Source organism: Mycobacterium sp. NGS68 (genome assembly GCF_059812195.1).
Genome location: NZ_JCALCE010000002.1, coordinates 49,778 through 75,841, shown reverse-complemented (window position 1 = coordinate 75,841; position 26,064 = coordinate 49,778). Strand labels below are relative to the sequence as shown.

Sequence of the window (26,064 nt, the reverse complement as noted above, 5' to 3'; positions counted from 1 at the left end):
AGAAGCGCAATCTCGATCGCCAGGTTACCGTTGTGTGATGACGACCGATCAAGTTGACGCCCGTCACGTGCTTGCCACCTCTTTGGTCACCGGGCTCGATCACGTCGGGATCGCGGTCGCCGACCTCGACGCTTCCATCGAGTGGTACCACGACCACCTCGGCATGATCCTGGTCCACGAAGAAGTCAACGACGACCAGGGCATCCGCGAGGCCATGCTGTCCGTGCCGGGCACCTCGGCGCAGATCCAGCTGATGGCCCCGCTCGACGAGTCGTCCGTGATAGCAAAGTTCTTGGACAAGCGCGGTCCGGGCATCCAGCAGCTGGCCTGCAGGGTCAGCGATCTCGACGCCCTCTGCCGGCAATTGCGCTCGCAGGGTGTCCGCCTGGTGTACGACGCCCCGCGGCGCGGCACCGCCAACTCACGGATCAACTTCATCCACCCCAAGGACGCCGGCGGGGTCCTGATCGAGTTGGTCGAGCCGGCTCGCTAAGACCACCGTCGCGTCGGGCCGCGGTTAGCGCGATTCGTCCAGCACGGCGTGTGCCAGTGCCGCCGGTCATCTGCGGCCTCCGGCGACTCCGTTGGCCAGACCACCACATGCGCGATGCCGGAACGAATCTCGTGGTCGCAGCCCGGGCAGCGATAGGTCTTTACGGCGCGGGCCGCGGCGATCGGGCGCACTTCGTACTCGAAGCCGTCGGGTCCGGTTTCCAGCCGACGCACGCCCAGCGACAGCGGCGCGGGCGGCGTCCCGCGGGGCGGTCTGCGGCGCCGGGGCATCCGGCAAGTTTAGGGCTTCACCCGGCGCGCCCTACGCGAGGGCGCGCGCGGCTCAGAACAGCCGGTACTCGTCGCTGTCCATCCCGCGCATCTTGTCGTAATCCAGTGTCAGGCAACGGATCCCGCGGTCGGTGGCCAGCGTGCGGGCCTGCGGCTTGATCTGCTGAGCGGCGAACACGCCCTTGACCGGCGCGAGCACGCTGTCGCGGTTGAGCAGCTCGAGGTAGCGGGTGAGCTGTTCCACCCCGTCGATCTCGCCGCGCCGCTTGATCTCCACCGCGACGGAGCCGCCTTGTTCATCGCGGCACAACAGGTCGACGGGCCCGATCGCGGTCATGTACTCGCGGCGCACCAGCGTGTAGCCCTCGCCCAGCAGCTGGACGTGCTCGGCCAGCAGCGCCTGCAGGTGCGCCTCGACGCCGTCTTTGACCAGCCCCGGGTCCACGCCCAGGTCATGGCTGGAGTCGTGCTCGATCTGCTCGACGGTGATGCGCAGCTGCTCGCCCGCCCTGTTCTCCACCACCCAGACCGGCGCGGACTCGCCGGGCTCTTCGGTGGTCCAGCACGGCGGGCTCATCCAGTTCAACGGCTTGTAGGCGCGGTCGTCGGCGTGCACGCTGACCGACCCGTCGGCCTTGAAAAGCAAGAGCCGGCGCGCGGAAGGCAGGTGCGCGGTCAGCCGGCCGACGTAATCAACGGTGCATTGGGCGATCACTAGACGCACCCGACTCACCTTAGAGCGTGCGAAACGAATTAGGCTGACGCCACAATGTCGGCGAAACAATCGGCCGCCAAGAGGACGTCTGCCAAGAAGTCCGTGGCGCAACGCTTGGGCCGGGTGCTCGAAAGGGTCACCCGTCAGAGCGGCCGACTGCCGGAAACCCCGGCGTACGGCTCGTGGCTGCTCGGACGGGTGTCGGAAGACCAACAAAGCCGGCGGGTGCGCATCCAGAGCATCATGACCGTTCTGATCGTGGCCGCGAATCTGATCGGCATCGCGGTCAACGTGCTGCTGGTGACGGTCGCCATCCCCCAGCCGAGCGTGTTCACCGACGCCCCGAAGTGGCTCACGTTCGGCGTCGGACCGGGTTACATGCTCCTCGCGTTGGTGCTGGGCGCGTATTGGATCACCAGGCAGACCGTGGAGGCCCTGCGCTGGGCGATCGAGGAACGCCCACCGACGCCCGACGACGAGCGCAACACCTTTATGGCGGCATGGCGCGTGGCGTTCGGCGACCTCATCCTGTGGGGTATCGGGGCGGTGCTGCTGACCACCCTCTACGGCATGGTCAATTACCAGTTCATCCCGCGATTCCTGATCACGGTGAGTTTCAGCGGCCTGCTGGTCTCCACCAGCAGTTACCTGCTCACCGAGTTCGCGCTGCGCCCGGTGGCCGCGCAGGCGCTCGAGGCCGGGCCGCCGCCGCGCAGGCTCGCGCCGGGAATCATGGGCCGGACCATGATGGTGTGGCTGATGGGTTCGGGGGTTCCCGTCATCGGCATCGCGCTGCTGGCCATCTTCCAGATCTCGATGCAGAACCTCACCGAGACCGAGTTCGCGGTCGGCGTGTTGATCGTGGCGGCCGCGACGTTCATCTTCGGCTTCATCCTGATGTGGATCATGTCCTGGCTGACGGCGACCCCGGTGCGGGTGGTGCGCGCGGCGCTCAAGCGCGTCGAGCAGGGCGACCTGCGCGGCGATCTGGTGGTGTTCGACGGGACCGAACTCGGTGAGCTGCAACGCGGTTTCAACGCGATGGTCGACGGCCTGCGCGAGCGCGAACGCGTGCGCGATCTGTTCGGCCGGCACGTCGGACGCGAAGTCGCCGCGGCGGCCGAACGCGAGAAACCGAAACTCGGCGGGGAGGAGCGTCACGTCGCCGTGTTGTTCATCGACATCGTCGGGTCCACCAAGCTGGTAACCAGCCAACCGCCGTCCGAGGTAGTCCAGTTACTGAACCGGTTCTTCGCGATCGTCGTCGAAGAGATCGACCGCCACCACGGATTCGTGAACAAGTTCGAGGGCGACGCCTCCCTCGCGATCTTCGGCGCCCCGAACCACCTGGACTCCCCCGAGGACGCGGCGCTGGGCGCTGCGCGGGCCATCGCCGACCGACTGGCCGACGAAATGCCCGATTGCCAGGCCGGCATCGGGGTAGCGGCCGGCCAGGTCGTCGCCGGCAACGTGGGGGCCAGGGAACGCTTCGAATACACCGTCATCGGCGAGCCGGTCAACGAGGCGGCCCGGCTGTGCGAATTGGCCAAGTCCCGGCCCGGCAAGCTGCTCACTTCGGCGCAGACCCTGGAAGGCGCGAGCGAAAGTGAGCGCGAGCACTGGACTTTGGGCAGACACGTCCGGCTCCGTGGGCACGATCAACGCACCCGGATTGCCTCTCCGGCCGAGCCGGCGACACCGCGCAAGCAGGACGCCTGAGGTTATTGGCTTAACGCCAGTCCCCTCACCATCGAGACTGCGCTAGAGGGCCCCGACCCGCGCCGGACCAGACCCTGGACGCAGTCTGAACGCCGCCACCACAGACTCGACACCCCGCGGACGGGCCCCACATAGGTTTCTAACCGAATGCCTTGACCATGGTCCCCATGTCGAAGTAGTCGCGCCACGCGGTGATCTGGTCGTCGGCGACCTCGAACACGCCGGTGACCGGCAGCTCGATGACCTTACCGGCCTTGGTACGGATGATGTCCGTCCGCTCGTTGAAGACCAGATTCCCTTCGCTGACCTGGCGGTGTACGACAAATTCGATGCCGTCCATCGTCGTCAAGAAGTTCTCGATGAAGGCGCGAATCGCCTCCCGGCCCTGCACCGGATCCATCGGAATATTGTGATAGACAGCATCTTCGGCCATGTTCGCGGTGATAGCGGCGACGTCTTGCTTCGACCACAACGCACAGAATTCAGTTACCAGCTCACCGGGTGAACGTGACATTCGATCTCCTTCGACCAAGCCGCCGGGCAGACTTCAGCGTGACAGTGCGCCACTACTTTGTAAAGGTCGTCGGCCCTAGTCACCCGCGAACTACTTTCTTCCGGACTCGGGGATGAGTACGAACAACATGGGTCCAGGGTCGCCGGGCAGCTGCAATCCCTCGAAACTGAATTCCATCGGGCCGAGATCGGGATGGCACATCACTTTGGATCTGACGAGATATTCGGCGATATCGTGGGCGGCCCATAGCGTCCGGAAGTCATCGCTACGGGTGGACAACTCACCGACGAGACCAGATAGACGCTCGTGACCTCGTCGACATTGATGTCGTTTTTCCGCCAGTCTTGTCGGTGGGCAGGTGTAACTGTGGAACCCGTGCATGAAGATTTCGAGCGCTGCTACCGGGCCGTCCAGTCCAAGGACGCCCGGTTCGACGGCTGGTTCGTCACCGCGGTGCTGACGACGCGGATCTATTGCCGTCCCAGTTGCCCCGTGCGGCCGCCGTTCGCGCGCAACGTACGTTTCCTGCCGACCGCGGCGGCCGCCCAACGGGAGGGCTTCCGGGCGTGCAAGCGGTGCCGTCCCGACGCATCGCCGGGCTCCCCCGAGTGGAATGTGCGCGGGGATGTGGTGGCCCGCGCGATGCGGCTCATCGCCGACGGCACGGTGGACCGCGAGGGCGTCGGCGGGCTCGCGGCGCACGTCGGCTACACCACGCGCCAGCTGGAGCGACTGTTGCAGGCCGAGGTGGGTGCCGGCCCGCTCGCGCTGGCCCGCGCGCAGCGGACGCAGACCGCGCGGGTCCTGATCGAGACCACCGACCTGGCGTTCGCCGATGTCGCCTTCGCCGCGGGTTTCTCCAGCATTCGCCAGTTCAACGACACCGTGCGACTGGTATTCGAGAACACGCCGACGGCGCTGCGCCGGCGCGCCGCGGTCCGGTTCGGGTCCGAGGCGCCGTCACCGGGGGCCGTGTCGCTGCGGCTGCCGGTACGCACCCCGTTCTCCTACGAGGGCGTCTTCGGCCACCTGGCCGCCGGGACGGTGCCGGGCTGCGAGGAGGTCCGGGCCGGTGCGTACCGCCGCAGCCTGCGGCTGCCCTACGGCAACGCCGTGGTCAGCCTCACGCCGGCGGTGGATCACATCGGCTGTCAGTTAGCCCTCGACGACTTCCGCGACCTCACCACCGCGATCGCCCGGTGCCGGCGCCTCCTGGACCTCGACGCCGACCCCGAAGCGGTGGTCGAGGCGCTCAGCGCCGATCCGGATCTGGCCCCGGTGGTAGCCAAGGCTCCGGGGCAACGCATCCCCCGCACCGTCGACGAAGCGGAACTCGCCGTGCGCGCCGTGCTGGGTCAGCAGGTGTCGACCAAGGCCGCCCGCACGCACCTGGGCAGGCTGGTTGCCGCCTACGGGCGGCCCGTCCACGATCCCGCGGGCGCGATCACCCACACCTTCCCGTCGGTCGAACAGCTCGCAGAGATCGACCCGGTACATCTCGCCGTCCCGAAGGCCCGGCAACGCACGCTGAGCGCTCTGGTTGCCGGACTTGCCGACGGCAGCATCGCCCTGGACGCCGGCTGCGACTGGGAAAGCGCCCGTGGACAATTGCTGAACGTGCCCGGGATCGGGCCCTGGACGGCGGAGGTGATCGCGATGCGAGGCCTCGGCGATCCAGACGCCTTCCCGGCCAGCGACCTCGGCCTGAGGCTGGCCGCGGAGCGACTCGGCCTCCCCGCCCGCGAGCGGACGCTCACCGAACGCAGCGCACGCTGGCGGCCCTGGCGCTCCTACGCGGTCCAGCATTTGTGGACCACTCTCGATCATCCGGTAAACCAATGGCCCCAGGAGGTCGCATGATTCATTACCGCACCATCGACAGCCCGATCGGCCCCCTCACCCTGGCCGGCCGGGGCCGCACGCTGACGAATTTGAGGATGGTCGACCAGACCTATGAACCGAGCCGCGCCGACTGGGCTCTGGATGACGGGGTGTTCGACGACGCCGTCGCGCAACTCGACGCGTACTTCGCCGGCGAGCTCACCGACTTCGATGTCGAACTCGACATGCGCGGCAGCGAATTTCAGCGACGGGTCTGGCAGGCGCTGCTGACCATCCCGTACGGCGAAACCCGCTCCTACGGAGAAATCGCCGAACAGGTCGGCGCACCCGGCGCCGCGCGTGCGGTCGGACTGGCCAACGGGCACAATCCCATCGCGATCATCGTCCCGTGCCACCGCGTCATCGGCGCGAGCGGCAGCCTCACCGGCTACGGCGGCGGCCTGGACCGCAAGAGGACGCTGCTCGCCTTGGAAAAGAAGCGCGCGCCGGCGGACCTGACGCTGTTCGACTAGCGGCATGCCCGCGGCACGCCCGCGCGCGTAACGGCACCGCGAAAAATCAGCCCCTGAATTCGCAGGCAGGTTACGCCCGCGAGGGCCGATCGAGAATGCAAAAACACCCCCTTTGCAGGGGGTGTTTTTGTATATGTTCGGCGGTGTCCGACTCTTCCACCCGAATAGGGCAGTACCATTGGCGCTGACAGGCTTAGCTTCCGGGTTCGGGATGGGACCGGGCGTTTCCCTGTCGCTGTGGCCGCCGTAACTCTATTTATTTTTCCATTCAAGTGTATTGATGGGGGGTGTGGTGTCTCACGACGAATGTCGTGAGTACCGAATAGTGGTTGCGATTTGTGTTGGTAAGTTTTCGGCCGGTTAGTGCCAGTTCCCTTCGCCCATTGCTGGAACTTCCAGGTCTGGCCTATCGATCCCGTAGTCTGCGGGGGGCCTTATCTCTCTAAAAGAGTGAGAAGCCTGATCTTGGAGAAGGTTTCCCGCTTAGATGCTTTCAGCGGTTATCCTGTCCGAACGTAGCTATCCAGCCGTGCTCCTGGTGGAACAACTGGTGCACTAGAGGTTCGTCCGTCCCGGTCCTCTCGTACTAGGGACAGGTTTCCTCAAGCTTCTGACGCGCGCGGCGGATAGAGACCGAACTGTCTCACGACGTTCTAAACCCAGCTCGCGTGCCGCTTTAATGGGCGAACAGCCCAACCCTTGGGACCTGCTCCAGCCCCAGGATGCGACGAGCCGACATCGAGGTGCCAAACCATCCCGTCGATATGGACTCTTGGGGAAGATCAGCCTGTTATCCCCGGGGTACCTTTTATCCGTTGAGCGACACCCCTTCCACTCAGAGGTGCCGGATCACTAATCCCGACTTTCGTCCCTGCTTGACTTGTAAGTCTCGCAGTCAAGCTCCCTTGTGCATTTACACTCAACACCTGATTGCCGTCCAGGTTGAGGGAACCTTTGGGCGCCTCCGTTACATTTTAGGAGGCAACCGCCCCAGTTAAACTACCCACCAGGCACTGTCCGTGAACCGGATATACGGTTCGACGTTAGGTATCCAATACGATCAGAGTGGTATTTCAACAACGACTCCACCCCAACTAGCGTCGAGGTTTCACAGTCTCCCACCTATCCTACACAAACCGTACCGAACACCAATACCAAGCTATAGTGAAGGTCCCGGGGTCTTTTCGTCCTGCCGCGCGTAACGAGCATCTTTACTCGTAATGCAATTTCGCCGAGTCTATGGTTGAGACAGTTGAGAAGTCGTTACGCCATTCGTGCAGGTCGGAACTTACCCGACAAGGAATTTCGCTACCTTAGGATGGTTATAGTTACCACCGCCGTTTACTGGGGCTTAAATTCTCCGCTTCACCCTTACGAGTTAACGGGTCCTCTTAACCTTCCAGCACCGGGCAGGCGTCAGTCCGTATACATCGTCTTGCGACTTCGCACGGACCTGTGTTTTTAGTAAACAGTCGCTTCTCACTGGTTTCTGCGACCGAATCCCGCTTCCACCGCAAGGGTGTTCACGGTATTTCGGTCCCCCTTCTCCCGAAGTTACGGGGGCATTTTGCCGAGTTCCTTAACCATAGTTATCTCGTACGCCTTGGTATGCTCTACCTGACCACCTGTGTCGGTTTGGGGTACGGGCCGTGTGTGTGCTCGCTAGAGGCTTTTCTTGGCAGCAGAGGATCACCGAATTCGCCTCAACCGGCTATGCATCACCTCTCAGGATTAGTGAGCGACGGATTTACCTATCGCTCTCCCTACAGGCTTACCCCAGTATTACCACTGACTGGTACGGCTACCTTCCTGCGTCACCCCATCGCTTGACTACTACCAACCCGGGTCCCACGCAGCCGGCGATCCTCGCACCCCGAAGGGTTTGATAGACCACCATTTGGGTGGTTAGCAGAGTTGATTCATCACGGGCGCCCACACACGGGTACGGGAATATCAACCCGTTGTCCATCGACTACGCCTGTCGGCCTCGCCTTAGGTCCCGACTCACCCTGGGCGGACTGGCCTGGCCCAGGAACCCTTGGTCTTACGGCGGGCAAGGTTCTCACTTGCCTTATCGCTACTCATGCCTGCATTCTCACTCCCCCATCCTCCACCATCGGTCACCCAATGGCTTCGCAGAAAGGGGGACGCTCCCCTACCCAACCTTACGGTTGCCGCGGCTTCGGCGGTGTGCTTGAGCCCCGCTACATTATCGGCGCACAATCACTTGACCAGTGAGCTATTACGCACTCTTTCAAGGGTGGCTGCTTCTAAGCCAACCTCCTGGTTGTCTCTGCGACTGCACATCCTTTCCCACTTAGCACACGCTTAGGGGCCTTAGCCGGCGATCTGGGCTGTTTCCCTTTCGACGTACGGAGCTTATCCCCCGCCGTCTCACTGCCACGCTGTACACCACGGCATTCGGAGTTTGGCTGACGTCAGTAACCTAGTAGGGCCCATCGGCCATCCAGTAGCTCTACCTCCGTGGTGAATCACGCAACGCTGCACCTAAATGCATTTCGGGGAGAACCAGCTATCACGGAGTTTGATTGGCCTTTCACCCCTACCCACAACTCATCCCCTCAGTCTTCAACCTAAGTGGGTTCGGGCCTCCACGCGGTCTTACCCGCGCTTCACCCTGGCCATGGGTAGATCACTCCGCTTCGGGTCCAGAACACGCCACTACACCCCAAAAGGGGATACGCCCTATTCAGACTCGCTTTCGCTGCGGCTACCCCACACGGGTTAACCTCGCGACATGTCCCTGACTCGCAGGCTCATTCTTCAAAAGGCACGCCATCACCCCACGAGGAGGCTCTGACGGATTGTAGGCACACGGTTTCAGGTACTCTTTCACTCCCCTCCCGGGGTACTTTTCACCATTCCCTCACGGTACTAATCCGCTATCGGTCATCGAGTAGTATTTAGGCTTACCGGGTGGTCCCGGCAGATTCACAGCAGATTCCACGGGCCCGCTGCTACTCGGGAGTTGATACAAGGTAGGTGTCGGGTTTTCGCGTACCGGGCTCTCACCGTCTGCGGCGGACCGTCCCAGGCCACTTCCGCTAACCACGACACTTTCTGACTACCCCTCAGCCAGGTAGAGCTGAGATGTATCAATCCCACAACCCCGCACACACAACCCCTACCCGGTTACACATGCATGCGGTTTAGCCATGTTCCGCGTTCGCTCGCCACTACTAGCGGAATCACAATTGTTTTCTTTTCCTACGGGTACTGAGATGTTTCACTTCCCCGCGTTACCTCTCGCAACCTATATATTCAGAAGCGAGTAACACGACATCACTCGTGCTGGGTTTCCCCATTCGGAAATCCTCGGATCAACGCTCGGTTGACAGCTCCCCGAGGCATATCGCAGCCTCCCACGTCCTTCATCGGCTCTCGATGCCAAGGCATCCACCATGCGCCCTTATTCACTTACAAACACAAAAAACCAAAGAAAAATTACATTTATGAACACGCTACCGCTAAGCAGCGCATCCATTAGATGCTCGCAACCACTATCCAATAGTCAAACACCACACCCCACCACCAAGATGGTGGGACAACACCTGAGTGTTGCCTCAGGACCCAATAGTGTGTCTGGCTTGCTTGTTGTTGTGCACCCGGCTTCCGTCCACTACAGACGAGAACCCCTCACGGCTCGCACCCCACCAATTGGAGTGCTTTTCGTGGTGCTCCTTAGAAAGGAGGTGATCCAGCCGCACCTTCCGGTACGGCTACCTTGTTACGACTTCGTCCCAATCGCCGATCCCACCTTCGACAGCTCCCTCCCAAAGGGTTAGGCCACTGGCTTCGGGTGTTACCGACTTTCATGACGTGACGGGCGGTGTGTACAAGGCCCGGGAACGTATTCACCGCAGCGTTGCTGATCTGCGATTACTAGCGACTCCGACTTCACGGGGTCGAGTTGCAGACCCCGATCCGAACTGAGACCGGCTTTAAAAGGATTCGCTTAACCTTGCGGTATCGCAGCCCTTTGTACCGGCCATTGTAGCATGTGTGAAGCCCTGGACATAAGGGGCATGATGACTTGACGTCATCCCCACCTTCCTCCGAGTTGACCCCGGCAGTCTCTCACGAGTCCCCGGCATTACCCGCTGGCAACATGAGACAAGGGTTGCGCTCGTTGCGGGACTTAACCCAACATCTCACGACACGAGCTGACGACAGCCATGCACCACCTGCACACAGGCCACAAGGGAACGCCTATCTCTAGACGCGTCCTGTGCATGTCAAACCCAGGTAAGGTTCTTCGCGTTGCATCGAATTAATCCACATGCTCCGCCGCTTGTGCGGGCCCCCGTCAATTCCTTTGAGTTTTAGCCTTGCGGCCGTACTCCCCAGGCGGGGTACTTAATGCGTTAGCTACGGCACGGATCCCAAGGAAGGAAACCCACACCTAGTACCCACCGTTTACGGCGTGGACTACCAGGGTATCTAATCCTGTTCGCTCCCCACGCTTTCGCTCCTCAGCGTCAGTTACTGCCCAGAGACCCGCCTTCGCCACCGGTGTTCCTCCTGATATCTGCGCATTCCACCGCTACACCAGGAATTCCAGTCTCCCCTGCAGTACTCCAGTCTGCCCGTATCGCCCGCACGCTCACAGTTAAGCCGTGAGATTTCACGAACAACGCGACAAACCACCTACGAGCTCTTTACGCCCAGTAATTCCGGACAACGCTCGCACCCTACGTATTACCGCGGCTGCTGGCACGTAGTTGGCCGGTGCTTCTTCTGCAGGTACCGTCACTTGCGCTTCGTCCCTGCTGAAAGAGGTTTACAACCCGAAGGCCGTCATCCCCCACGCGGCGTCGCTGCATCAGGCTTGCGCCCATTGTGCAATATTCCCCACTGCTGCCTCCCGTAGGAGTCTGGGCCGTATCTCAGTCCCAGTGTGGCCGGACACCCTCTCAGGCCGGCTACCCGTCGTCGCCTTGGTAGGCCATCACCCCACCAACAAGCTGATAGGCCGCGGGCCCATCCCACACCGCAAAAGCTTTCCACCAGAGGACATGCGTCCCGAGGTCATATCCGGTATTAGACCCAGTTTCCCAGGCTTATCCCGATGTGCAGGGCAGATTACCCACGTGTTACTCACCCGTTCGCCACTCGAGTATCTCCGAAGAGACCTTTCCGTTCGACTTGCATGTGTTAAGCACGCCGCCAGCGTTCGTCCTGAGCCAGGATCAAACTCTCCAAACAAAAACTCCTCGCAAGGCGAGGTGAATTCAAATCAGAGAAAATCTGACCTAACAAAAAGACACCAATTAACTGGCATCAAAAAACGACCATACCCACACACGGGGGGCGTAAGTATGGTCAAAAAACAACAACAAACAAAAACACCAAACACACTATTGAGTTCTCAAACAACACTTCTTGCTTGTTTCTCGCCCGCTTCGGGGCAACCCTGCCAGCTTAATACGGATCCGGCAGTGGAGTCAAGCCCCGGTTTTTGGCGATCTGTGCGAGACGCTCCCCGAGGGGGGCGGTCGAGCACGCGCCCTACTCTACCCTCTCGATCTCCGCTCCCAAAAACGCCAGGTTCTCGACGAACAACGGGTAGCCGCGATCGATGTGAAAAACGTCGTGGACCTCGGTTTCTCCGTCCGCGACCAGTCCCGCGAGCACCAGCCCGGCGCCGGCCCGAATGTCCGAGCACCAGACCGGCGCGCTGGACAGTTGCGGCAGGCCCCGCACCACGGCGTGGTGTCCGTCGGTACGGGCGTCGGCGCCGAGCCGGATCATCTCCTCGACGAACCGGAACCGCGCCTCGAACACGTTTTCCGTGATCATCGACGTGCCGTCGGCGATCGAAGCCAGCGCGATGGCCATCGGCTGCAGATCGGTCGGAAACCCCGGGAACGGCAACGTCGCAACGTTGACGGCCTTAGGCCGCTCGTACTGGGCCACCCGGAAACTGTCATCCGTTTGGGTGACGGTGGCACCTGCGTCGTGCAGCTTGTGCAGGACCAACTGCAGATGCAGCGGATCTATTCCCGTGACCGTGATGTCGCCGCGCGTCATCGCGGCGGCAATGCCCCAGGTGGCGGCCACGATGCGGTCCCCGATCACGCGGTGCTCGGTCGGATAGAGCCGCGGAACACCGGTGATCGTCATCGTCGGTGAACCCGCGCCTTCGACCTGGGCGCCCATCTGGTTCAGCATCGTGCACAGGTCGACGACGTCGGGCTCGCGCGCGGCGTTGTGGATCGTGGTGACGCCTTCGGCGAGGACGGCGGCCATCAGGATGTTCTCGGTGGCGCCCACCGAAGGGAACTCCAATTGAATCTCCGCGCCGCGCAAGGTGTCCGCCTGCGCCACGACGCAGCCGTGCTCGATGTTGCAGTGCGCGCCGAGCTGTCTGAGGCCTGCCTGGTGCATGTCTAACGGGCGCGACCCGATCGCGTCGCCGCCCGGCAGCGCCACCCTGGCACGCTTGCACCGCCCCACCAGGGGGCCCAGCACGCAGACCGAGGCGCGGAACTGCCGCACCGCGGCGAAATCGGCGTCGTACTTGGGCTCGTCGGGCGAGGTGATCCGGGCGACGTCGCCGTCGAGCTCGACGGTGGCACCCAGGCCTCGCAGCACCTCCGCCATCAGCGGCACGTCGAGGATGTCGGGACAGTTGGTGATGGTGCTGGTGCCTTCGGCCAGCAACGTGGCGGCCATGAGCTTGAGCACGCTGTTCTTCGCGCCCCCGACTGCGACTCGGCCGGACAACCGGTTGCCGCCGGTCACCATGAATCGCTCAGCCACCCGCGTCAGTCTAGTGAAGCGGTATCGCCTTGTCAGTCAGCCAAGGGGGTCTGCCCGGTACCGTTTTGGTCATGGCAGTACACCTGACCCGCATCTATACGCGCACCGGCGACGACGGAACCACGGGATTGAGCGATTTCTCACGCGTGTCCAAGAACGACGCTCGGCTGGCGGCGTATGCCGACTGCGACGAGGCCAACTCCGCGATCGGCGTGGCTATCGAGCTGGGCGGTCCCGAACCGGAGATCGCGGACGCGCTGCGGCAGATTCAGAACGATCTGTTCGATGCGGGCGCGGATCTGTCGACGCCCGTGGTGGAGAACCCGAAGTATCCTCCGCTGCGAGTCAGCCAGCCGTATATCGACCGGCTGGAGGGCTGGTGTGACCGTTACAACGAAGACCTGCCTGCGCTGAATTCCTTTGTGCTGCCCGGTGGTTCGCCTCTGTCGGCGCTGTTGCACGTCGCCCGCACAGTGGTCCGCAGAGCGGAGCGCTCGGCCTGGGCGGCCGTCGACGCGCACCCGGACGGCGTCAGCGTCTTGCCGGCGAAGTACCTGAACCGGCTGTCGGATCTGCTGTTCATCCTGGCGCGGGTGGCCAACGGGGGCAACGACGTGCTGTGGCGCCCGGGCGGCGGCGCGGCGAGTTAGCGGCCGGCCCTCACACGCTGCGGCCGCGCGCGCGGGGCGAAGGCCGAGACTCCAACCACGACAAGAACGCCGTCAGCGCGCCCTGGTCGAGCGCGATCTCGTAACCCGACCGTCGATCCTGCGTGCTGTCGCGCAGTTCCAGGACGACGATCTCGTCGGTCATGATGTCGTACTCGTCGCCGCGGGGCCCGCGCCGGGCGATGATCTCCACACCGCGCCGGCTGAGCCGGCGATCCGGCCATAGCCGCAGGCTGGACAACCGATAGAAGGCGGCCTCGCCGCCGCGGTACCGGATGACGCCGTGCCGCCAGCCGTGACCCCCGACGGCGGGGATGTCCCGCATGATCCCGGCCGTCCCGCCCTGACGCAGCTTCCACAGCCGGTAGCTCAGCGCCAGGACGGCGACCCCCAAGACGATGGTGAGCACGGCCATGACGACCACGGGCGCGCTCATCTAATGGCCCGAGGCGGTCAGTCGAGCGCGCCGAGGGCGCGCAATCTGGCGCGGCCCCTGGCGGCGGTCTTCGGGTCGTCAGACTCGGAATCCTCTTTGGCGGCGCTCTCGTTGATGTCCTTTTCGAACTCCGCAGACTCGGCGAGAACGGTGACACCCTCTTCGGTCACCGATATGAAGCCGCCATCCACCGCGACACGGAGATCGTCTCCGTCTTCCCGCTCGACGCGCACCATGGCATCGTCGACGAGTTGCGCCACCAGTGGGATGTGGTGCGGAAGGATTCCGATCTCGCCGACGGTGGTGCGGGTGAACAGAAACGTTGCCTCTCCCGACCAGATCTTGCGATCGACAGCGACGATTTCAACGTTCAATTCGGCCATGCCACACCACCTTTCAGCGCTCTTTCAGGCCCGCTGGGCTCGATCACAATTTGACGTCGAAGGTCTCGGCCTTCTTGGCCAAGTCGTCGAGGCCCCCGATCAGGAAGAACGCCTGCTCGGGTACGTGGTCGAAGTCGCCCTTGGCCAGCTTGTCGAATGCCTCGATGGTCTCCTTGACGGGGACGGTGGAACCCGGCTGACCCGTGAACTGCTCGGCCGCCATCATGTTCTGCGACAGGAATCGCTCGATCCGACGGGCCCGGTTGACCAGCTGCTTGTCCTCTTCGGACAGTTCGTCGATACCGAGGATGGCGATGATGTCCTGGAGGTCCTTGTAGCGCTGCAGGATTCGGATGACTTCCTGCGCCACGCGGTAGTGCTCGTCGCCCACGACGCTGGGGTCCAGGATGGTCGAGCTCGACGCCAGCGGGTCCACCGCCGGGAAGATGCCCTTCGAGAAAACGTTTCGGGACAGCTCGGTGGTGGCGTCGAGGTGAGCGAAGGTGGTCGCCGGCGCCGGGTCGGTGTAGTCGTCAGCTGGCACGTAGACGGCCTGCATGGACGTGATCGAACGGCCTCGGGTCGAAGTGATGCGTTCCTGCAGCTCACCCATCTCGTCGGCTAGCGTCGGCTGGTATCCCACCGCGGACGGCATACGGCCGAGCAGCGTCGACACCTCCGAACCGGCCTGGGTGAACCGGAAGATGTTGTCGATGAACAGCAGCACGTCCTGGCCCGCCTCGTCGCGGAACCACTCCGCCATCGTCAGCGCCGACAACGCCACGCGCATACGGGTGCCGGGCGGCTCGTCCATCTGACCGAACACCAGCGCGGTGTCCTTGAGCACGTCGGCTTCCTTGAGCTCCACCCACAGGTCGTTGCCCTCACGGGTGCGCTCCCCCACGCCGGCGAACACCGAAGTGCCACCGAAGTTTCGGGCGATGCGGTTGATCATTTCCTGGATGAGCACGGTCTTGCCCACGCCGGCACCGCCGAACAGGGCGATCTTGCCGCCACGCACATACGGAGTGAGCAGGTCGACGACCTTGAGGCCGGTTTCCAGCATTTCGGTGCGGGGTTCGAGGTCCTCGAACTTCGGCGGCTTGCGGTGAATCGACCAGTGGTCGAAGTCTTCGCCGTAGCCGGGCTTGTCCAGGCAGTAGCCCAGCGCGTTGAAGACGTGGCCCTTGACTTCCTCGCCGACCGGCACAGAGATCGAGTTACCGGTGTCGGTCACCTCGACGCCGCGCACCAGTCCGTCGGTGGGTTGCATCGAGATGGTGCGCACCAGGTTGTCGCCGAGGTGCTGCGCGACCTCCAACGTCAGGGTCTTGGCGAGTTCCTCGTATTTGATCTCGGCATGCAGGGCGTTGAAAAGCTCCGGTACCGAACCCCGCGGGAATTCGACGTCCACGACCGGCCCAGTGATCCGAACCACGCGGCCGCTGGTCTCGGAGCCTTTCGAGTTGCCGGTCTTTGTTTCCGATGTAGCAGTCATGTCTTCTTCGCTTCCTCGTGGACTACTTCGCGGCGTCAGCGAGCGCGTTTGCGCCGCCGACGATTTCGCTGATTTCCTGGGTGATCTGAGCCTGCCGCTCACGGTTTGCTTCCAGCGTCAGAGCCTTGATGAGGTCGTCTGCGTTGTCGGTAGCCGACTTCATGGCCCGCTGACGCGACGCCAACTCCGATGCCGCGGATTCCAGCAATGCCGCATACACACGCGTGGTCAGGTAGCGCGGCAGTAGCGCGTCGAACAGCGTCGTCGCATCCGGCTCGAACGAGTACAGCGTGTGTAGCCCCTGATCTTCCTCGACGTACTCCACCAGCAAAGGCGCGATGCGGTGGGCCACCGCCGTCTGCGACATCATCGACTTGAATTCCGAATAGACGATGTGCAATTCGTCCACGCCCTGACCGTCTTCGGACTCGTCGTCGCCACTACCCCGCATGAATGCGTCGACCAACGCCGTACCGATTTCAGCCGCGTCCTCGTATTTCGGTTGCTCCGAGAAGCCCGTCCACGATTCGGTGATGTCCCAGTTCCGGAACCTGAAGTAGTTCTGCGCCTTACGCCCGACGGTGTAGAGAACCGGTTGCTTTCCTTCCTCCCTCAGCAGGGAGAACAGTTCCTCGGAGCGGCGGAAGATGCTCGAGTTGTACGCGCCGCACAAACCCCGGTCAGAAGACGCCACCAGCACGCCGGCCCGCTTAGGCTCCGCGCGCTCGACGAGCAGCGGATGGTCCAGGGCGGCTTCGGCGGACAGGGTGGTCAGCATCCGGGTGATCTCGAACGCGTAAGGCCTGGCTGCTTCCAGCCGGGTTTGCGCCTTACCGATGCGCGAGGTCGCGATCAACTCCTGGGCCTTGGTGATCTTCTTGATCGACCCCGCCGAGCGGATCCGTCCGCGCAATTCGCGAAGTGTGGCAGCCATTGTTAGCTACTTCTTGTCCTTCTTGCCGCCCTTGGACTCCTTCTTGTCCTTGGGCTTTTCCTTCTTGACTTGCACGGATTCCTTGCCCAGGTCCTCTTCGTCAAGGGCATCGACGTGCTCGTCGGGGACCACCGACCCGCCACCCGTGGCCGCGAAGCCCTTCTTGAAGTGGTTGATGATGTCGGTCAGCTTCTCTTCGGATTCCTCGCCCAGCTTCTGGCTCTCGCGGATCCCCTCGAGGAACTTCTCCTCGGAAGCCCGGATGTGTTCCAGGAGTTCGGCTTCGAAACGCTTGACGTCTTCCACCGGCACCGAGTCCAGGTGTCCGCCGGTGCCCAGGAAGATCGAAATTACCTGCTCCTCAACGGGCATCGGCGCGAACTGCGGTTGCTTGAGCAGCTCGACCAGCCGCTCGCCGCGCTCCAGCTGCTTTTTCGACGTCTCGTCGAGGTCGGAGGCGAAGGCAGCGAAGGACTCCAGCTCGCGGTATTGCGACAGGTCCAGACGGAGGCTTCCGGCCACCTCCTTCATCGCCTTGATCTGCGCAGCACCACCGACACGCGACACCGACACGCCCACGTTGATGGCCGGTCGCACGCCCTGGTTGAACAGGTCGGTCTCCAGGAAGCACTGGCCGTCGGTGATCGAGATGACGTTGGTCGGAATGTAGGCCGAGATGTCGTTGGCCTTGGTCTCGATGATCGGCAGCCCGGTCAGCGATCCGCCGCCGAGGTCATCGGACAGCTTGGCGCAGCGCTCGAGGAGCCGCGAGTGCAGATAGAACACGTCGCCCGGGTATGCCTCGCGGCCGGGCGGACGGCGCAGCAGCAGCGAGATGGCGCGGTAGGCCTCGGCCTGCTTGGTCAGGTCGTCGAAGACGATCAGCACGTGCTTGCCGTCGTACATCCAGTGCTGGGCGATCGCCGAACCGGTATAGGGCGCAAGCCATTTGAAGCCAGCCGAGTCCGAGGCGGGAGCGGCGACGATGGTGGTGTAGTCCATGGCGCCGCCCTCGTCGAGCGCGCGGCGCACCGAAGCGATCGTGGTGCCCTTCTGCCCGATGGCCACGTAGACGCAGCGCACCTGCTTCTTCTCGTCGCCGGTCTCCCAGTTCTGCCGCTGGTTGAGGATGGTGTCCACACACACCGCGGTCTTGCCGGTCTTGCGGTCGCCGATGATCAGCTGGCGCTGGCCGCGGCCGATCGGGGTCATCGCGTCGATGGCCTTGATGCCGGTCTGCAGGGGTTCGCTCACGCTTTGCCGCTGCACCACCGACGGCGCCTGCAACTCCAGCGCACGCCGCGTGTCGGTGTCGATGTCGCCGCCGCCGTCGATCGGCTGGCCGAGCGGATTGACGACACGTCCCAGGAAGGCGTCACCCACCGGAACCGACAGGACTTCGCCGGTGCGCTTGACCTGCTGGCCTTCTTCGATGTTTTCGAAGTCACCCAGGATGACCGCGCCGACGCTGTGTTCGTCAAGGTTGAGGGCCACGCCGAGGACCCCGCCGGGGAACTCCAGCAACTCCTGGGTCATCACCGACGGCAAGCCCTCCACGTGCGCGATGCCATCCCCGGCGTCGACGACCGTGCCGACCTCTTCGCGGGAGGTGTCGGCGGTGAAGGAGCTTACGTACTCCTCGATGGCACTCTGAATGTCATCGGCGGAGATTGTCAGGTCTGCCATGGCTTTTCGTACTCCTACTTCGGTTTGTACAGGCTAGTTCGGGTTTGTCGGGCTGCGCTTCTAATCTGGCAGTTGGGCTTCGGCCGCGGTCAGGCGAGACGAGAGCGTACCGTCGATCACCTCGTCGCCCACGGAGATCAATAGTCCTCCCAGCAACTCCGGGTCGATCTGCAGCTGGATTGCCACCGGGTGGGCGTAGATGCGGCTCAGCACTTCGGTAAGGCGCGTGCGCTGGGCGTCGCTGAGCTCTGCCGCCGCACTGACCTGCGCGACGACTTCGCCCCGGCGCGCCACCGCCGCCTCGGCCAGAAACAGCACGGCCTCGTCCGCCGACTGGCCGCGCAGCAGCTCCACGGTGTGGGCCAGCAGCGAGTTCGTGATCCTGTTGGCCCTGCCGGTCGCGCACTTGAGCACATTGCGCAGCAATCCGACGCGTCCTTCGGCCGGGACACCGTAGTCGCCCAGGAGGATGGCCAGGCGAGGCTGAGCTGCGAGAATGCGGGAGAAGCGGAACAATTGGTCTTCGACCTCGTCGACCCGCTCTTCGCGTTCGGCGACCTCCAACAGCGCTTGCCTGGACACGTGTTCGATCGCGTCGACTAGATCCGAGTTGGTCGACCAACGCTCCGAAACGGCGGCCCGCAGCACGTCGAGGGTCGGGGCGCCAACCTTGTCGGCCACCAAGCGCTCGAGCAACTTCACCCTCGGGGACGCGTCTTCGGCGGGCACGGTGAGGTACCGGGTGACGACGAGTTCCTTATTCAGCAGTTGCGCCACCGATACGAGCTCGTCGGAGAGCTTCTCCAAAGCCGGGTTGTCGAGGTCCTTGGCGATGGAACCGAGCCGGTCCCCCAGGTTGCCCAGCGCGCGCCGGCTGGCCGAGCGGAACTTCGCCAGCAGGGGGAACTGAACTTCCGCCGGCTCCGGCGCCATCTCGTCGAGTTCGTCCAGGAAACGATCGACGGTGGCCGACTGCTGACCCGGGTCCGCGACGTAGTTGCGCACCAATTCCCCTGCCTGGCGCACGGACTCGTGGCCCAGCTCCAGACGAAGCTGACGGCTGAGCTGTGCCCGCAGCAGGTCGACCTGGCGGCCGCCTTGTGCCTTGATGCGGTCCGCATCGACTTCGGACTGGGCCTGCAACTGTTCCCTGATGCGTTCGGTATCCGCCTTGGCCTCCGCGACGACCCGCTCGGCCTCTTCCTTAGCGGACTCCACGGCGTTGCTGTGCGCCGTGGTCGACTCGGTCAGCCGCTCAGCGGCCGCCAACGAGTCCTTCAATTGCTGGCGCACGGTGTCCTGGCGCGCGGTCATCAACTTGCGCACCGGCGGCACGGCGTAACGCACCACGATGAACACGATGATCGCGAACCCGGCGAGCTGCGAGAAGAAAACCGGCCCGAAAAACGTCGACATCGCCTACCTCGTCGTGGTTGAAGGGGTGACGTCGACACCGAGGATTCGGCTGGCCAGGGTCGTCGACATGGACGCGACATTGGCGCGCAGATCCAATTCGACGGCGTCGCGCTCCCGCTTCAATTGGTCGTTGGCCTGCGCCAACGTCGCGGCAACGTGCTGCTCGGCCGCGGCGCGAGCGTCGTCGACGACCTTACGGCCGTCCGCGCGGGCATTGTCGCGCAACGCCGACGCCTCGACCCGGGCCTCTTTCAACGCCGCTTCGTAATCGTCCTGCGCAGCGGCGAACTGCTCGGCCGCCTTCTTGCTGTCGGCGGCCGTCTTGGCGACCATGGCGTCGCGTTCCCGCAACACCTTCATGATCGGCGGCACCACGAAGGTGCCGATGATGGCCAGCACGAGAAGGAAGATGGCCAGCACGAAGAAGAACGTGCCGTTGGGGATGAGGAAGGAGCTTCCGCCGCCTTCTCCGCCCTCGCCTCCGGCCAGAACGAGAGTGCTCGCGTCGCCGATCACAGTGGATTACTGAGTGGGAGAGATTGGCGCGCCGAAGACGAACAACGCCATGAAGGCCAGGTTGATGAAGTACGCCGCCTCGACCAGACCGACGGTGATGAAGAACGGGGTGAACAACCGTCCCTGCGCCTCGGGCTGCCGGGCGATGCCGGAAACCAGCGCGTTACCCGCAATACCGTCACCGATACCGGCGCCGATCGCACCGCCGGCCATGATCAGGCCACCGCCGATGTAGGCGCCGAGTCCGAGCAGATTTGCATCCGCCATTTCTTTATCCTCCTTGATAACTGGTAGCGCTCTACCAGGCTTCTGTTGTGGTGCTTCGGCTAGTAGTGGGCTAGTGGTGTTCGTCTTCCAGCTCCATCGCCTGACTGAAATACAACACGGTCAGAATGGAGAAAATGAAGGCCTGAATAGCCCCGACGAACAGGTCGAACGTTTTCCAGATCGCATTCGGCGCCCACATTACGGCCGGCCCCAGGAGCGCGATCAGCGACACGAGGATGCCGCCGGCGAAGATGTTGCCGAAAAGACGGAGGGACAACGAGATCGGCTTGGCGAGCTCTTCGACGATGTTGATCGGCGCCAGGAAGGCGACGTGTCCCTTGAGCACCCTGACCGGGTGCCCGATGATGCCGCGGCGCCAGATTCCGGCGGCGTGGTAGCACAGGAACACGAACAGAGCCAGCGCGAGCACATAGTTGATGTCCCCGGCGGCTGACGAAAGCAACTCCTTGGGATGCCCGTCCTTGTCGGCGTACTGCAACGGAAGGACCGACAACCAGTTGGAGATCAAAATGAACACGAAGATGGTGACCGCCAGCGGAAGCACGAACGGGGCGATCCGCATCCCGATGGCACTCTCGATCTGGTCGCGCATCTGGATGGTGATGGCCTCCCAGAACAACTGCACGCCGCCCGGCACGCCCTTCGAGGTCACCTTGGCTTTCAGGTAGAACGCCAGCGCAATCACGATCACCGCGGCGATCCCCGTCGACAACACCGTGTCGACGTTGACATGCATCCCCAGCCAGATCTTGGTGTCGTGGTGGCCGACCTCGATTCCGGTGCCGGCCAGGACCGTCTCAGTCATCGCTGGTAATGCTCCCTTCGGACCCGTCGGCGCCGCCGCCCGCGGACGCGAGGCGCTGCTCCTCGCGCAACTTCTTCAAGACCGGCAGCGACGTCGAGAACACCAGCATCACCTGGAACAGCGCCAGGCCGAACATCGCGCCCAGGCCATTGGGCCGGAACACACCCGCGAGGATCAGGGCGGCGATGGTGATGATCGCCAGCCGGGACGCCGAGTTGAGCGCCATCGCCTTCTTCAGCGGATGTTCTTTCGCCGTGATCGCGCCCACGGAACGCCGCACCAGAAGCGCGTTGAGCAAACCGAGCAACAGTCCGATACCGAAGAACACCCCGAACATCAGGCGGCCGGCCAGACCGGTGAGCACGGTCACCCCCGCTGCGAGCACGACGCTGATAACAAGGAGACGAACCGGGCGGAAGGCAACGGCGGGAAACACCAACGGCGCGTCCTGCGCTGGTGTCGTCACTTCAGTACCTCAATCCCGGGTTGGCGGAGCCGGTACCACCCATCCGACCGATCGGTGGCCCGCAGAGCGTATCGCAGTCGTCGCGCTGGAATCACCCAAGGGGTAGCTCCCTTTGTCGGTCGTGCGTCGGCGCGCTCGGATAGGTATCCGATGAGCCGGGTGGCCGGCAACCCACGAGGTTTGATTTCGGGGTTCTAGCTGCACCGTACCACAAGGTAGAGCCCCCTACTACCGAGCGTCGTAGTCTTTGCCGTCGTCCTCGTCGTAGTCGTCTCGGTAGTCGTCCTGGTAGTCGTCGCGGCGGCGCAGCAGCGGGATCGCCGTCGCGATGCCCGCGACGACAATCGCGCCCAGCATCACCGCCGCGGTATGGCGCGGATTGAAGAAGATCGTGCTCGCCGCCCCGAACGCGACGATGCCGACCCACAGATAGATCAGCAGGACCACTCGGCGATGGGAATGACCGATCTGCAGCAACCGGTGGTGCAGGTGCATCTTGTCGGGGCTGAACGCGCTGCGGCCCGCGCGGGTGCGGCGGACGATCGCCAGCAGAAGGTCGAGCATCGGCACGAACATCACCGCCACCACCAACAGGAACGGTGACAGCAGAGCAAACACGTCGCGGGCGCCGTAGGCGTTCTGCGAGATGGGGCCGGCGGCGGTGGTGGACGCCGCCGCGAGCATCAGGCCGATCAGCATCGAGCCCGAATCGCCCATGAAGATCCGGGCCCGGTGGAAGTTGTGCGGCAGAAAGCCCAGACAGGCGCCGGCGAGCACCACCGAAATCACGGCGGGCGGATAGAAGAGCACGTCACCGCCGTGGTCACGGAGCAGGCCGACCGAGAAGACACAGATCGCCAGCGCGGTGATCAGGCCCAGCCCCGCGGCCAGCCCGTCGAGCCCGTCGACGAAATTCATCGCGTTGACGATCGATACGGTCAGCGCCAGGGTGAGCAGGATCGACGACGCCTGGTCCAGGACGATGGTGCCGACGCCGCCGATCGGGATGTATAGGACGCTCCACGCGACGCCCATGGTGACCAGCACGCTCGCCGCGGTGATCTGGCCGGCGAACTTGGTCAGCGCGTCCAGCCCCCAGCGGTCGTCGATCAGGCCGATGCCCATGATCACCGCGCCCGCCACCAGGACCGCGGGCATGCCGGTCGAGTAGACGAAGCCGCGGGTCAGGGCGGGCAGCTGGGACGCCAGAAACACGGCCGCCAGCACGCCCAGAAACATCGCCAGCCCGCCCATCCTGGGAGTGGGTGTGACGTGCACATCGCGCTCTCGGGGGTAGGCGACCGCTCCCAGCCGGGTGGCCAGCACACGCACCGGACCGGTCGCGAAGTAGGTGATGATCGCCGCGGTCAGCCCGACCAGAGCCAACTCGCGCAGGGGCACCCCGGCGCCACGATCCGCCAATGCGAGCAACCCTGCGGCAAGGCTGGTTACGTCGCTGGACACCACGAGACCCTACTGCACCGTCAGGCTTGCCGGGTCCAGGCCGAGGACCTCCGCGATGCGGTCGGTGCCGACGGGGCCCGGCCGCAGGACGCGCGGCGCGTCGCCGGTCAGGTCGACGATCGTGGACGCGGCCTGCTGGGCGGACGGGCCGGCATCGAGGTAGACCTCGACGAGGTCACCGAGTTGCCTGCGCGCGTCGTCGGCGTTGACCGCGGGCGGGCGGCCGGAGACATTTGCGCTGGACACGGCCATCGGACCCACCTCGCGGAGCAGTTCGATCGCGACGGGGTGCAACGGCATTCGCACCATCACCGTGCCGCGGGCATCGCCGAGGTCCCACTGCAACGACGGGGCCTGCGTCACCACGAGGCTCAGCGCGCCGGGCCAGAACGCGCGGATCAGTTCGCGCGCGCCCTCGGGCATGGCGTACACCAGACCCTCGATCGTGTGCCACGAGCCCACCAGCACTCCCACCGGCATGTCGCGTCCGCGCCCCTTGGCCGCCAGCAGCGCGGCCACCGCGTCGCTGTCGAAGGCGTCGGCGCCGATGCCGTAGACGGTGTCGGTCGGCATGACGACCAGCCGGCCCGCCTTGAGTGTGTCTGCCGCCGCCGAGATTCCGCGCGCACGCTGCTCGTGGTCGGCGCAGTCGTACAGTTCACTCATCTGCGCCGCCCCCTCTGCGAGCCGTCACGAACCTGGGTCGGCCGGCCAGATCCTGCCGAGCCCGGATGTCCTCGAAAACCCCTGCATCCGACAGTAATTCGATGGTCGATGCCGATGTCGAGTCGTCGTGCTCGATGGCCACCAGGCCGCCGCAACGCAACCAGCGCGCCGCGCGGGCGACGACGCCGGCGATCACCGCCATCCCGTCCGGCCCGCCGAACACCGCGTGCGCGGGATCGTGTTGAGCCACTTCGGGTTCCAGCACCGCGCCGTCCGGAACATAGGGCGGGTTGGCGACGATCAGATCGACGCGTCCGTCGAGTTCGGGCAGCATGCCGGGCGTGCCGACGTCGGCGCGCACGAGTTCCACCGCGGTGCCCTCGATGTTGCGACGGGCGTAGCGCAGGGCCGCGTCCGAGTCGTCGATGCCGATCACCCGGGCCGCGGGCCAATGGTGGGCCAGGGCCACGGCCAGCGCGCCGGAGCCCGTGCACAGGTCGACGATGACCGGCCGCGCCGCGATCGGCTGCGCCGTGGCCCATGCCAACATCGCCTCGGTCTCCGGCCGCGGGATGAACACCCCCGGACCGACGCGTAGCTCGACCGGCCCGAACATCACGGATCCGGTGATGTGCTGCAAGGGAATCCGTCGTGATCGTGCGGCGACGGCGTCGTCGTAGCGCCCGAAGAACTCCGCGGCGGGCGGGGCGAGCAGCGGCAACCGGCCGCGGTCGGTGCCCGTCAGATGAGCGGCCAGAAACTCGGCATCGTGACGCGCGGAGTCGATTCCGGCGTCGGCCAGGACTGCCGTCGCGGAGTCGATCGCGCGCCGCAGGCTGGTCATGGCGCCTGTTGCAGCCGGGACTGCTTGTCGGCCGCGCTCAGCGCGTCGAACAGCGCATCCAGGTCGCCGTCCAGCACCTGATCGAGGTTGTGGGATTTGTAGTTGATTCGGTGATCGGCGATCCGATTCTCCGGGAAGTTGTAGGTGCGAATGCGCTCGCTGCGGTCTACCGTGCGGATCTGGCTCGCCCGATCCGCCGAGGCGTCGGCCAGTGCCTGTTCCTCGGCCGCGGCCTGCAACCGCGCGGCCAGTACCTGTAAAGCGCGCGTCTTGTTCTGCAGCTGCGAGCGTTCGTTCTGGCAGGTGACCACGATCCCGGTGGGAAGATGGGTTATCCGCACCGCGGAGTCGGTGGTATTGACACCCTGGCCGCCCTTGCCGGAGGAGCGGTAGACGTCGATGCGCAGGTCCGACTCGTCGATCTGGACCTCGCCCACCTCCTCGGGTTCCGGGTAGACCAGCACACCCGCCGCCGAAGTGTGAACGCGGCCTTGGGATTCCGTCACCGGAACGCGCTGCACCCGGTGCACGCCACCCTCGAACTTCATCTTCGACCACACTCCGTCGGCCGTGTCGCCCTTGCTGGCGATGGCCAGCGTGGCGTCTTTGTAACCGCCCAGGTCCGAGGTGGTTTCGTCCAGCACCGTCACGTTCCAGCCGTGCCGCTCGGCGTAGCGGATATACATCCTGGCCAGGTCCGCTGCGAACAACGCGGACTCCTCGCCGCCCTCACCGGATTTGACCTCGAGCAGAATGTCGTCGGCGTCGTGCGGGTCACGCGGCGCCAACATGTCGGTCAGCTGGGTATCCAGTTCGGCCACCCGGGATTCCAGTTCGGTGACCTCTTCGGCAAAAGACTCGTCGTCGGCGGCCAACTCGCGCGCGGTCTCCAGATCCTCGCGCGCGGACACCAGCTTGCGGTGCGTGGCGACGATCGGGGCCAGTCGGGCGAACCGGCGGCCGGCCTTGCGGGCCTCGTCGGGCTTGCTGTGCAGTTCGGGGTCGGCCAGCGCGCGCTCGAGGTCGGCGTGTTCGGCGAGCACCACGTCGATGGTCTGCGTCGGCTTCTGAGCTGGTGGTGTCATGTCAGACCTCCTAGCACCTTGCCTCCGCTGTCAACCGCAAA

At 64.2% G+C, this 26,064-nt stretch carries 24 protein-coding genes and 3 rRNA genes; 5 read left to right on the top strand and 22 right to left on the bottom strand.

What is annotated here, in order from left to right; translation table 11 throughout:
• Positions 1-34 precede the first annotated feature (34 nt).
• Positions 35-493, top strand: a complete 459-nt coding sequence (gene mce, locus AC5Y5V_RS03270) for a methylmalonyl-CoA epimerase (protein WP_499931177.1) — start codon at positions 35-37, stop codon at positions 491-493.
• Here the strand turns inward: mce and AC5Y5V_RS03265 are convergent.
• Together AC5Y5V_RS03265 and nucS are read right to left on the bottom strand one after the other, a co-directional pair.
• Positions 490-783 carry an Rv1322 family protein gene (locus AC5Y5V_RS03265; RefSeq protein WP_499931176.1) on the bottom strand — a complete coding sequence of 98 codons (294 nt, stop codon included), beginning with the start codon at positions 781-783 and terminating at the stop codon, positions 490-492. The genes mce and AC5Y5V_RS03265 overlap by 4 nt on opposite strands.
• A gap of 52 nt (positions 784-835) precedes the next feature.
• Positions 836-1,507 carry an endonuclease NucS gene (gene nucS, locus AC5Y5V_RS03260; RefSeq protein ID WP_499931175.1) on the bottom strand — a complete coding sequence of 224 codons (672 nt, stop codon included), beginning with the start codon at positions 1,505-1,507 and terminating at the stop codon, positions 836-838.
• 45 nt (positions 1,508-1,552) lie between these two features.
• Between nucS and AC5Y5V_RS03255 the strand changes: the two genes are divergently transcribed.
• Positions 1,553-3,217 carry an adenylate/guanylate cyclase domain-containing protein gene (locus AC5Y5V_RS03255; protein ID WP_499931174.1) on the top strand — a complete coding sequence of 555 codons (1,665 nt, stop codon included), beginning with the start codon at positions 1,553-1,555 and terminating at the stop codon, positions 3,215-3,217.
• Between the two features lie 139 nt (positions 3,218-3,356).
• Here AC5Y5V_RS03255 and AC5Y5V_RS03250 read toward each other — a convergent pair whose 3' ends face one another.
• Entirely contained in the window at positions 3,357-3,731 is a 375-nt protein-coding gene (locus AC5Y5V_RS03250; RefSeq protein ID WP_499931173.1) for a limonene-1,2-epoxide hydrolase family protein, read from the bottom strand.
• A 90-nt stretch (positions 3,732-3,821) separates the two neighbouring features.
• A complete protein-coding gene (locus tag AC5Y5V_RS03245; RefSeq protein ID WP_499931172.1) occupies positions 3,822-4,112 on the bottom strand; it encodes an MmyB family transcriptional regulator in 291 nt (96 codons plus the stop codon).
• Between AC5Y5V_RS03245 and AC5Y5V_RS03240 the strand changes: the two genes are divergently transcribed.
• Both AC5Y5V_RS03240 and AC5Y5V_RS03235 read left to right on the top strand, forming a co-directional pair.
• Positions 4,107-5,591 (top strand): AlkA N-terminal domain-containing protein, encoded by a 1,485-nt coding sequence (locus AC5Y5V_RS03240; protein ID WP_499931171.1) that lies wholly within the window; start codon positions 4,107-4,109, stop codon positions 5,589-5,591. The genes AC5Y5V_RS03245 and AC5Y5V_RS03240 overlap by 6 nt on opposite strands.
• Positions 5,588-6,085, top strand: coding sequence for a methylated-DNA--[protein]-cysteine S-methyltransferase (locus AC5Y5V_RS03235; protein ID WP_499931170.1), 498 nt, complete (start codon positions 5,588-5,590; stop codon positions 6,083-6,085). Before AC5Y5V_RS03240 ends, AC5Y5V_RS03235 begins: the two co-directional genes overlap by 4 nt.
• Positions 6,086-6,220: 135 nt before the next feature.
• Here AC5Y5V_RS03235 and rrf read toward each other — a convergent pair.
• From rrf to murA, 4 genes are all read right to left on the bottom strand, one after another.
• Positions 6,221-6,334: ribosomal RNA gene (rrf, locus tag AC5Y5V_RS03230) — 5S ribosomal RNA — on the bottom strand.
• A gap of 91 nt (positions 6,335-6,425) precedes the next feature.
• Positions 6,426-9,529 (bottom strand): 23S ribosomal RNA (locus AC5Y5V_RS03225).
• A gap of 262 nt (positions 9,530-9,791) precedes the next feature.
• Positions 9,792-11,311 (bottom strand): 16S ribosomal RNA (locus tag AC5Y5V_RS03220).
• Together the 16S, 23S and 5S rRNA genes form the textbook arrangement of a ribosomal RNA operon.
• A 303-nt stretch (positions 11,312-11,614) precedes the next feature.
• Entirely contained in the window at positions 11,615-12,868 is a 1,254-nt protein-coding gene (murA, locus tag AC5Y5V_RS03215) for a UDP-N-acetylglucosamine 1-carboxyvinyltransferase (RefSeq protein ID WP_499931169.1), read from the bottom strand.
• A gap of 71 nt (positions 12,869-12,939) precedes the next feature.
• Here murA and AC5Y5V_RS03210 point away from each other — a divergent pair, with 71 nt between their 5' ends.
• A complete protein-coding gene (locus AC5Y5V_RS03210; RefSeq protein WP_499931168.1) occupies positions 12,940-13,518 on the top strand; it encodes a cob(I)yrinic acid a,c-diamide adenosyltransferase in 579 nt (192 codons plus the stop codon).
• Positions 13,519-13,528: 10 nt separating this feature from the next.
• Here the strand turns inward: AC5Y5V_RS03210 and AC5Y5V_RS03205 are convergent, their stop codons facing one another.
• The 14 genes from AC5Y5V_RS03205 to prfA form a co-directional block, all read right to left on the bottom strand.
• The gene (locus AC5Y5V_RS03205) at positions 13,529-13,972 is read right to left on the bottom strand and encodes a DUF2550 domain-containing protein (protein ID WP_499931167.1); all 444 of its coding nucleotides are present in this window, start codon (positions 13,970-13,972) and stop codon (positions 13,529-13,531) included.
• A 17-nt stretch (positions 13,973-13,989) separates the two neighbouring features.
• Complete coding sequence (locus AC5Y5V_RS03200) at positions 13,990-14,355, bottom strand: F0F1 ATP synthase subunit epsilon (RefSeq protein WP_499931166.1); 366 nt, start codon at positions 14,353-14,355, stop codon at positions 13,990-13,992.
• A gap of 43 nt (positions 14,356-14,398) precedes the next feature.
• Positions 14,399-15,853, bottom strand: coding sequence for a F0F1 ATP synthase subunit beta (gene atpD, locus AC5Y5V_RS03195; RefSeq protein ID WP_499931165.1), 1,455 nt, complete (start codon positions 15,851-15,853; stop codon positions 14,399-14,401).
• Between the two features lie 22 nt (positions 15,854-15,875).
• Positions 15,876-16,787, bottom strand: coding sequence for a F0F1 ATP synthase subunit gamma (locus AC5Y5V_RS03190; RefSeq protein WP_499931164.1), 912 nt, complete (start codon positions 16,785-16,787; stop codon positions 15,876-15,878).
• Between the two features lie 6 nt (positions 16,788-16,793).
• Positions 16,794-18,473, bottom strand: a complete 1,680-nt coding sequence (atpA, locus tag AC5Y5V_RS03185) for a F0F1 ATP synthase subunit alpha (protein WP_499931163.1) — start codon at positions 18,471-18,473, stop codon at positions 16,794-16,796.
• 60 nt (positions 18,474-18,533) lie between these two features.
• Positions 18,534-19,889 (bottom strand): F0F1 ATP synthase subunit B/delta, encoded by a 1,356-nt coding sequence (locus AC5Y5V_RS03180; protein WP_499931162.1) that lies wholly within the window; start codon positions 19,887-19,889, stop codon positions 18,534-18,536.
• Positions 19,890-19,892: 3 nt separating this feature from the next.
• The gene (locus AC5Y5V_RS03175; RefSeq protein WP_499931161.1) at positions 19,893-20,405 is read right to left on the bottom strand and encodes a F0F1 ATP synthase subunit B; all 513 of its coding nucleotides are present in this window, start codon (positions 20,403-20,405) and stop codon (positions 19,893-19,895) included.
• A 6-nt stretch (positions 20,406-20,411) separates the two neighbouring features.
• Positions 20,412-20,672 (bottom strand): F0F1 ATP synthase subunit C, encoded by a 261-nt coding sequence (locus AC5Y5V_RS03170; RefSeq protein ID WP_499931160.1) that lies wholly within the window; start codon positions 20,670-20,672, stop codon positions 20,412-20,414.
• Positions 20,673-20,742: 70 nt separating this feature from the next.
• On the bottom strand, positions 20,743-21,498 hold the full coding sequence (gene atpB, locus AC5Y5V_RS03165; protein WP_499931159.1) for a F0F1 ATP synthase subunit A: 756 nt from the start codon (positions 21,496-21,498) through the stop codon (positions 20,743-20,745).
• On the bottom strand, positions 21,491-21,964 hold the full coding sequence (locus AC5Y5V_RS03160; RefSeq protein WP_499931158.1) for an ATP synthase subunit I: 474 nt from the start codon (positions 21,962-21,964) through the stop codon (positions 21,491-21,493). The genes atpB and AC5Y5V_RS03160 overlap by 8 nt, the downstream gene beginning before the upstream one ends.
• Before the next feature lie 228 nt (positions 21,965-22,192).
• On the bottom strand, positions 22,193-23,431 hold the full coding sequence (rfe, locus tag AC5Y5V_RS03155) for a UDP-N-acetylglucosamine--decaprenyl-phosphate N-acetylglucosaminephosphotransferase (RefSeq protein WP_499931157.1): 1,239 nt from the start codon (positions 23,429-23,431) through the stop codon (positions 22,193-22,195).
• 6 nt (positions 23,432-23,437) lie between these two features.
• Positions 23,438-24,094 (bottom strand): L-threonylcarbamoyladenylate synthase, encoded by a 657-nt coding sequence (locus tag AC5Y5V_RS03150; RefSeq protein ID WP_499931156.1) that lies wholly within the window; start codon positions 24,092-24,094, stop codon positions 23,438-23,440.
• Positions 24,087-24,938 carry a peptide chain release factor N(5)-glutamine methyltransferase gene (gene prmC, locus AC5Y5V_RS03145; RefSeq protein ID WP_499931155.1) on the bottom strand — a complete coding sequence of 284 codons (852 nt, stop codon included), beginning with the start codon at positions 24,936-24,938 and terminating at the stop codon, positions 24,087-24,089. The genes AC5Y5V_RS03150 and prmC overlap by 8 nt, the downstream gene beginning before the upstream one ends.
• Positions 24,935-26,023 (bottom strand): peptide chain release factor 1, encoded by a 1,089-nt coding sequence (prfA, locus tag AC5Y5V_RS03140; RefSeq protein ID WP_499931154.1) that lies wholly within the window; start codon positions 26,021-26,023, stop codon positions 24,935-24,937. Before prfA ends, prmC begins: the two co-directional genes overlap by 4 nt.
• Between the last annotated feature and the right edge of the window lie 41 nt (positions 26,024-26,064).

Coding starts and splice junctions, on each gene's coding strand:
- AC5Y5V_RS03265 (WP_499931176.1), bottom strand. CDS start 783: ATGCCCCGGCGCCGCAGACCGCCCCGCGGGACGCCGCCCGCGCCGCTG.
- AC5Y5V_RS03255 (WP_499931174.1), top strand. CDS start 1,553: ATGTCGGCGAAACAATCGGCCGCCAAGAGGACGTCTGCCAAGAAGTCC.
- AC5Y5V_RS03250 (WP_499931173.1), bottom strand. CDS start 3,731: ATGTCACGTTCACCCGGTGAGCTGGTAACTGAATTCTGTGCGTTGTGG.
- AC5Y5V_RS03245 (WP_499931172.1), bottom strand. CDS start 4,112: ATGCACGGGTTCCACAGTTACACCTGCCCACCGACAAGACTGGCGGAA.
- AC5Y5V_RS03235 (WP_499931170.1), top strand. CDS start 5,588: ATGATTCATTACCGCACCATCGACAGCCCGATCGGCCCCCTCACCCTG.
- AC5Y5V_RS03210 (WP_499931168.1), top strand. CDS start 12,940: ATGGCAGTACACCTGACCCGCATCTATACGCGCACCGGCGACGACGGA.
- AC5Y5V_RS03205 (WP_499931167.1), bottom strand. CDS start 13,972: ATGAGCGCGCCCGTGGTCGTCATGGCCGTGCTCACCATCGTCTTGGGG.
- AC5Y5V_RS03200 (WP_499931166.1), bottom strand. CDS start 14,355: ATGGCCGAATTGAACGTTGAAATCGTCGCTGTCGATCGCAAGATCTGG.
- atpD (WP_499931165.1), bottom strand. CDS start 15,853: ATGACTGCTACATCGGAAACAAAGACCGGCAACTCGAAAGGCTCCGAG.
- AC5Y5V_RS03190 (WP_499931164.1), bottom strand. CDS start 16,787: ATGGCTGCCACACTTCGCGAATTGCGCGGACGGATCCGCTCGGCGGGG.
- atpA (WP_499931163.1), bottom strand. CDS start 18,473: ATGGCAGACCTGACAATCTCCGCCGATGACATTCAGAGTGCCATCGAG.
- AC5Y5V_RS03180 (WP_499931162.1), bottom strand. CDS start 19,889: ATGTCGACGTTTTTCGGGCCGGTTTTCTTCTCGCAGCTCGCCGGGTTC.
- AC5Y5V_RS03170 (WP_499931160.1), bottom strand. CDS start 20,672: ATGGCGGATGCAAATCTGCTCGGACTCGGCGCCTACATCGGCGGTGGC.
- atpB (WP_499931159.1), bottom strand. CDS start 21,498: ATGACTGAGACGGTCCTGGCCGGCACCGGAATCGAGGTCGGCCACCAC.
- AC5Y5V_RS03150 (WP_499931156.1), bottom strand. CDS start 24,094: ATGAGTGAACTGTACGACTGCGCCGACCACGAGCAGCGTGCGCGCGGA.
- prmC (WP_499931155.1), bottom strand. CDS start 24,938: ATGACCAGCCTGCGGCGCGCGATCGACTCCGCGACGGCAGTCCTGGCC.
- prfA (WP_499931154.1), bottom strand. CDS start 26,023: ATGACACCACCAGCTCAGAAGCCGACGCAGACCATCGACGTGGTGCTC.